We start from the raw sequence: 6,192 nt of genomic DNA, 5'->3' as shown, positions 1-6,192 counted from the left end.
TTATTTAATAGATTATTTGTTTTCATAGATCTTACTCTCCTGCCGTTTTGGAGTATTTCTTAGATTCCTTTGATTCATAATTGATATAAATAATAGATGTAGATAGAGAATAAAGAGAATTAATCTCTTAATTAATCATATTAAAAAGTTGTATTTTAACACAATCCCGATTCTTTAGGGTATCTTCTCTTTTTTTTACCTGTATTCTATGATGTTTTTTTACATTCATATTGCAATAATATAAAACTTTACCCAGGCCGCTTTTTTTACTTTTTTGTACTCTTTTTTTTGAATCTTTCCAATTAGTTCCTTTGGCCATTGAAATGCTGCAGGTAATTCTCTATAATTCAGATATAAGCCTTAAATATAATCCATATAAATTATTATCATGCAAGTAAAGGGGGACTTAATCAATGTTGGATAAAAGCATTCCACTAAAAAAAGTTATCATGAGACTTGAGGCAAAAAATAACACTTGTAATGTACCCTCTTTACCCGTTGGATTTAAATACCGTTTTTTTGAAAACGGAGATGAATATCATTGGGCGAGGATAGAGACATCCGTACTTGAATTCCACCATGAAGATGCCGCTGTTGAATATTTTTCCAAGGAATTCTTACCCTATCCTTCAGAAATAAAAAGAAGATGCGTATTTATTGTTTCTCCTGATGGATTGCCAATTGCGACAACTACCGCCTGGTTTCGTAATGTTGGCAATGAGCGTTATGGTCAGCTCCACTGGGTTGCCGTCTGTCCTGAATATCAGGGAATGGGGTTAGGCAAAGCCGTTGTTCAAAAGGTCCTTACGGTTTTTCAAGAACTAGAACCTGGCAGGGATATTTGGTTAGGAACTCAAACTTGGAGTCATGTTGCTATCAGAATGTATTATAAGCTTGGTTTTCGATTGGTACGGGAAGAAACAGTTGATTTGTCCTCTAATGTACTACCACGAAGGGTTAAGACGAAATATGATATTGATGCTGCGCTGGAAATCCTAAAAAATGTTTATGAAGATGATTTCTACCAGGAACTGGTTAGTACAATTCTGTAACTCTACTCTAATCACTAACAATTAAATAATGTAAATTAGTTATAATAATAACTTTATTAAGAAATAAAAAGGAGAATTGAACATGCTGGACAAAAGTATTCCCTATAAGCATGTTATAATGAGGCTAAACAGAAATACCTATTTTGATGAGCCATCTTTACCTGAAGGGTTTCATTTCCGCTTTTTTCAAAAGGGAGACGAATATCACTGGGCAAGAATTGAAACCTCTGTATTGGAGTTCGATAACGAAGAAAAAGCCCTTGCATATTTCTCCAGAGATTACCTCTATCGTCTGCCTGAGCTGGAGAAACGCTGCGTTTTTGTGATAAACCGGGAAGGTCTTCCGGTTGCAACAGCAACAGCCTGGTATGCCAACAGCAGACTTGGTTATCAAGCTTCTCTGCACTGGGTGGGTGTCTGCCCTGAATACCAGGGAAAGGGACTTGGCAAAGCTGTAGTCAAAAAAGTGCTTTCCTTGTTTGCCTCATGGGAGCCTGAAGAAAGAATCTGGCTGCATACACAGACATGGAGTCACGTTGCAATAAGAATGTATCATAGTCTGGGATTTAATATACTTAAAACCGAAAGTACTGCTGTAGAAATCGGTGGAGAAAATCCAGGACCGGTTATCTCTAAAAATGATTATGAAGAAGCTATGCAAATTCTTAAAGACATATATGAGCCTGAATTTTATGAAAAACTGATTGCAACAGCAGAATAATAAATAAGCCCTTCAATCTGTAATAAGATGAAGAAAAAAACTAAATATTCTTTCTTCCCTCGCATAAGGGTTCTTGTCTTTTTGCCATAAAAAAAGCCTTCCATGATTTTATTTACTATCATAGAAAGCTTATTTTACTTACTTTTCGTACAGGCTTCACACATAACCTAATGCTTTATTTGATGATTTAATATTAAATGGTAAGCCAATATTCGTTTATTATCTACATTAATGAAAAACAATTCTTTTGCTATTTCAGCAAAACAATACTGCCATCTTCTTTATATGTAACTGCATCCATATCAAACATAAACCTGTCTATATCCTTTAAAAAGGCTTCTTTAGAGGAATATCTCACATTCTTTTTAGCCAGAATTTCTTTAGCTTTTTCAGCATTGTTTGAAAGCAGCAACTTAATAGTGCCCATTATCATTTTGGTTGGATATATGCATGCTTGCTCGGGGTCATTGATGTAAAAATTGTTTCCGTGAGATCTTCCTACTGCACCTGCTACGTAAGGATGTATTGCCGGCATTACTGCAGATATATCACCCATATCTGTACAACCAGCTGAAAATTTGCCTGTCTCTTCTATGTCTTCACAGTTTACAATTTCTTTCATTACCTCTTTGGCAACTTCCATTAAATTCATATCATTAATGAGAGGTGAGGCTCCATGGCGGTCATGTATTTCTACTCTTGCTCCCATGCTGGCTGCCGTACCTGCCAGTGCACGGTTAACCTTGCAATTTGTTTCATAAATTGAATCATTGCTTAGGCCACGTACATAGCATTCCATTATTACTTCACTTGGAATAGCATTGACTGCCTCTCCTCCTTTGGTTATTATAGGATGTACCCTTACCTGATCCTCATCCTTAAAGGTCTCTCTCAGGGCATTAATAGCATTAAGTCCCAGGTTGGCGGCATAAAGGGCATTTACTCCGTTATGGGGATATGCTCCTGCATGAGCTGCAACCCCTTTATAAATAATCTTCTTCTTCACATTACCGTTGCTGCCCCTGGTTATAGAAAAGCCTTTATCTTTATTGGTTGTATGTACCATAATTGCCATATCAACGCCATCAAAAAACCCTCTGTACATAAATTCAATTTTACCGCTGTAATAACGTATAACACCATCCTGGCGTAAGCCTTCCCTGTAGGAAATATCAACACCCTCTTCTGCAGGAACTGCGCATAACCTAACCGAGCCGCAGAGGCCATCAAATATGCCATTTTCTTTTAAGGCAGCTGCTACACCCAATAAAGTTGCGCACTGTGCATTATGTCCACAGGCATGAACTGCTCCAGTCTGAGGATCTGCTTCAGGGTGATCATAACAAACAAGTGAGTCCAGCTCACCAAAAATTAATATTTTAGGGCCGGGTATTTCGGTATCCATATCTGTATAAAAACCCGGGATATTGCCAGCCTTTGTAAGTTTGTAACCTAATTTTTCAAACTCTTTCTCCATATAAGCGCTGGTTTTCCATTCTTTGAAGGCTACCTCGGGGTTTTTCCAAATATGCCTCTCAGCACTCAAAATCAAATCCCTATGCTTATCAACAGCTGAAAAAACATTTTTAAAGTAATCATTTGCCATGGTTATTGTCCCTCCTTTATATTTTTATTATATAATCATGGTTGTATATAATAAACACTTTTTTTCTTTTTATGTTAAGGATATCATACCTTAGGATATAACCAATTTCGTATATTTACTTATGTACTAATATTTGCCCTACCTAGTCTGCTTTCCTCCCTTTGACCATTCTTATCTGAACTATCCTTCGCTGTTGCTAAAAATATTGTAATAATTCCCCACAAAGGGGCCATAACTGCGCTCGTAAGAGAGGGCGTCATGCCAGGAATACCGGTATATAATTTTATCTTATCCGGATCAACTACCCCGTGTTTCTGTATATAGAAAAGTAAAAAAGGGATGCCAAAACTAAGACTCAATTGACTAATAATTCGTGAAGACCATATTGCATACAGGTTAATTTTCCATCGTCCCATTGGCAACCCAACTTCTGTCAGAAATATTGAACTTTTATGCCATATTGAAGAAATAAATTACAATATTGCAAATTCTTTTATTTATGCTCCTGACTTCTTCTAATATTAATTATAGTGTATTATCACATTATGTCAAACAGCCGGCAAACTGCTTAAAGATCTCGATTATTATACAATTTAACTGAAAGCAGGTATGATCCTGCAAACATTAGAACAATTACCAAAAAGATTACCAATACTCCTGCTGTTCCTCCTTCTCCAAAAAGGACTTCAATTTCTTTTAAAACACCAATATCCAAATTCTTCTGTATAAATTGAATTACCGCACCTATAAAGAAGAAACCACCAAAGAATAATATAAAGGCAACAGCCCTGGACTTCATATACCCGAATTTATAGAATACAGGCAAATAAGTACCATATATCAAAAATACGACAAACATTGTTAATAATAAATCCGCAAGATCAATAGCCTCTAATTTAAATGGCAATCCAAGAAATTTTACAATACTTGAAAATATCAAATAAACTGCAATTCCGATAATATAATAAACAAGCACTGATATATATTTTGACAACACAATATTTTTTCTTTGAATAGGAAGGCTGTTAAGCATTACGTCCGCATTATATTTATCATCGCTGGCACAAGCAGTTATCAGCAGTACATAAATCATGCCAATTACTCCTGCGGGAAGCATTGAACCTACCGTATTCTGAAATGCAATAGCCATAATGGGAATATAGAGTAAAGCAAATATAAAAGTTCTTTTTTGAATTACTATATCCTTCAAAACCAGCCTAAACATAAATTTCCTTCCTCCTTCTTGTATAATAAAGCATTATATCTTCCAACTGCGGCTTTTCAGTTATAACTTTATCCTTAAATAAATTTCGTATTCTTTGTTTATCATTGGAAAGTCCTTCAAAACCAAATTGATTTTCTTTGACATCTATAAAAGCTTTCCTTGTACTATCATTCAGCAGTTCTTTTGGTCCCTTTACCAGTACATAGTCGCTCATTATCTGATCCTTTGAATCACTAAGAACAATTTCACCCTGGTCTATAAGCGTAACATAGTCCGCTATTTTATCAAGATCTGAAGTTATATGAGTAGAAAAGAAAATTCCCTTATTTTCATCCATTATTACATTCTTTAGAATATCCAGCAGCTCCGACCTGATAATTGGATCCAGTCCTGATGTAGGTTCATCCATAATTAGAAGCTCAGCTTCATGAGATAGTGCCATAGCAAGAGAAAATTTCATTTTCATTCCCTTTGAAAGCTCTTTTATTTTTCTGTCTGAAGGTAACTGAAAATCTTTAATATATTTATTAAAAGTACTATCACTCCAATTGCTATAGAAAGGAGCTATCACCCTTTTCATCTCGGAAATGGTAAGTTCTCCATAGTAATAACTTTCATCAAAAACCACACCAATCCTGTTTTTTATCTCTTTTTCATACTTAATGTTATCAAGGCCAAAAACATTAATATTTCCTCCATCTTTTTTTATCAAATTTAAAATAAGTTTTATTGTTGTAGTTTTTCCTGCTCCATTGGCCCCAATAAATCCCATAATATACCCTCTTTCCAGGGAGAAGCTAATATCTTTCAGGCTAAAATCCTTAAAATCTTTTCTTAAGTTTGATACTTCCAACATGACACTCATCCTTTCAACCCTCCTCATACAGTAATTTAAGCATTTCTGTCAGTTCCTCCAGGGACAGTCCTATGGATTTGCCAGCTTCTATAGAATCTAACAATTTTTCTTCAACAATTTTCATGCGTGCTTCTCTTAACAATTCTCTATTCTGGGCAGCCACATAAGAACCTTTACCAGGTACAGATACAATATACCCCTCTTTTTCAAGTTCCTCGTAAGCCCGCTTTGATGTTATCACACTGATTTGCAACTCCTTCGCAAGGCTTCTTATGGATGGCAGCATTTCACCTTCCATGATTTCTCCCCGCATAATTTTATCTTTTATTTGTCTTACAATCTGTTCGTAGATTGGTTCCTGTGAATAGTTAGATATTATAATATCCATAATCTATCCTTTCAGAATAAATATTTTGGCAATTTAATATATACTATTATATCTAACATACCATATATAAAGTATATACTGTTTATATACATTATATACAGTATATACACACCTGTCAACACTTATTATATTTTTATGAAAAAAGGACATATACTTAATAAGTAAAACTCTTACAATGAATCAAGATTTTGTACGATTTATGTAAACATATAGCACAAAATGTTTTTGGCAAGTATAAATTCGAGCAGTGCGGAACTTAATTTTCCGAGCACCCCATACCCATTACTGGGATTTCATGGTTGAATGTGTTAGCCTGTAACTTTGCCCTTGAAAAACCAGCAGGT

At 35.2% G+C, this 6,192-nt stretch carries 7 protein-coding genes; 2 read left to right on the top strand and 5 right to left on the bottom strand.

Going from position 1 to position 6,192, the window contains the following annotated elements; translation table 11 throughout:
• The first annotated feature begins 413 nt into the window (after nucleotides 1-413).
• Together GXX20_09265 and GXX20_09260 are read left to right on the top strand one after the other, a co-directional pair.
• Nucleotides 414-1,052, top strand: a complete 639-nt coding sequence (locus GXX20_09265; GenBank protein HHW31843.1) for a GNAT family N-acetyltransferase — start codon at nucleotides 414-416, stop codon at nucleotides 1,050-1,052.
• An 82-nt stretch (nucleotides 1,053-1,134) separates the two neighbouring features.
• Entirely contained in the window at nucleotides 1,135-1,773 is a 639-nt protein-coding gene (locus GXX20_09260) for a GNAT family N-acetyltransferase (protein ID HHW31842.1), read from the top strand.
• A 250-nt stretch (nucleotides 1,774-2,023) separates the two neighbouring features.
• Here the strand turns inward: GXX20_09260 and GXX20_09255 are convergent, their stop codons facing one another.
• From GXX20_09255 to GXX20_09235, 5 genes are all read right to left on the bottom strand, one after another.
• Nucleotides 2,024-3,379 (bottom strand): amidohydrolase, encoded by a 1,356-nt coding sequence (locus tag GXX20_09255; protein ID HHW31841.1) that lies wholly within the window; start codon nucleotides 3,377-3,379, stop codon nucleotides 2,024-2,026.
• 119 nt (nucleotides 3,380-3,498) lie between these two features.
• Nucleotides 3,499-3,795: a multidrug efflux MFS transporter gene (locus GXX20_09250; protein ID HHW31840.1), complete on the bottom strand. Its 297-nt coding sequence runs from the start codon at nucleotides 3,793-3,795 to the stop codon at nucleotides 3,499-3,501.
• Between the two features lie 152 nt (nucleotides 3,796-3,947).
• Nucleotides 3,948-4,604: an ABC-2 transporter permease gene (locus GXX20_09245; GenBank protein ID HHW31839.1), complete on the bottom strand. Its 657-nt coding sequence runs from the start codon at nucleotides 4,602-4,604 to the stop codon at nucleotides 3,948-3,950.
• Entirely contained in the window at nucleotides 4,597-5,469 is an 873-nt protein-coding gene (locus GXX20_09240) for an ABC transporter ATP-binding protein (GenBank protein ID HHW31838.1), read from the bottom strand. Before GXX20_09240 ends, GXX20_09245 begins: the two co-directional genes overlap by 8 nt.
• Nucleotides 5,470-5,473: 4 nt before the next feature.
• A complete protein-coding gene (locus tag GXX20_09235) occupies nucleotides 5,474-5,848 on the bottom strand; it encodes a GntR family transcriptional regulator (GenBank protein HHW31837.1) in 375 nt (124 codons plus the stop codon).
• Between the last annotated feature and the right edge of the window lie 344 nt (nucleotides 5,849-6,192).

This window comes from Clostridiaceae bacterium (assembly GCA_012840395.1).
In the GTDB taxonomy this organism is placed as follows: domain Bacteria; phylum Bacillota; class Clostridia; order Acetivibrionales; family DULL01; genus DULL01.
Note: the sequence above shows the minus strand (reverse complement) of the source record. Positions and strands in the feature narration are given on the sequence as shown.

Excerpts from the sequence above, each read along its gene's own strand:
- GXX20_09265 (HHW31843.1), top strand. The coding sequence starts at position 414 with ATGTTGGATAAAAGCATTCCACTAAAAAAAGTTATCATGAGACTTGAG.
- GXX20_09260 (HHW31842.1), top strand. The coding sequence starts at position 1,135 with ATGCTGGACAAAAGTATTCCCTATAAGCATGTTATAATGAGGCTAAAC.
- GXX20_09255 (HHW31841.1), bottom strand. The coding sequence starts at position 3,379 with ATGGCAAATGATTACTTTAAAAATGTTTTTTCAGCTGTTGATAAGCAT.
- GXX20_09250 (HHW31840.1), bottom strand. The coding sequence starts at position 3,795 with ATGGGACGATGGAAAATTAACCTGTATGCAATATGGTCTTCACGAATT.
- GXX20_09245 (HHW31839.1), bottom strand. The coding sequence starts at position 4,604 with ATGTTTAGGCTGGTTTTGAAGGATATAGTAATTCAAAAAAGAACTTTT.
- GXX20_09240 (HHW31838.1), bottom strand. The coding sequence starts at position 5,469 with ATGAGTGTCATGTTGGAAGTATCAAACTTAAGAAAAGATTTTAAGGAT.
- GXX20_09235 (HHW31837.1), bottom strand. The coding sequence starts at position 5,848 with ATGGATATTATAATATCTAACTATTCACAGGAACCAATCTACGAACAG.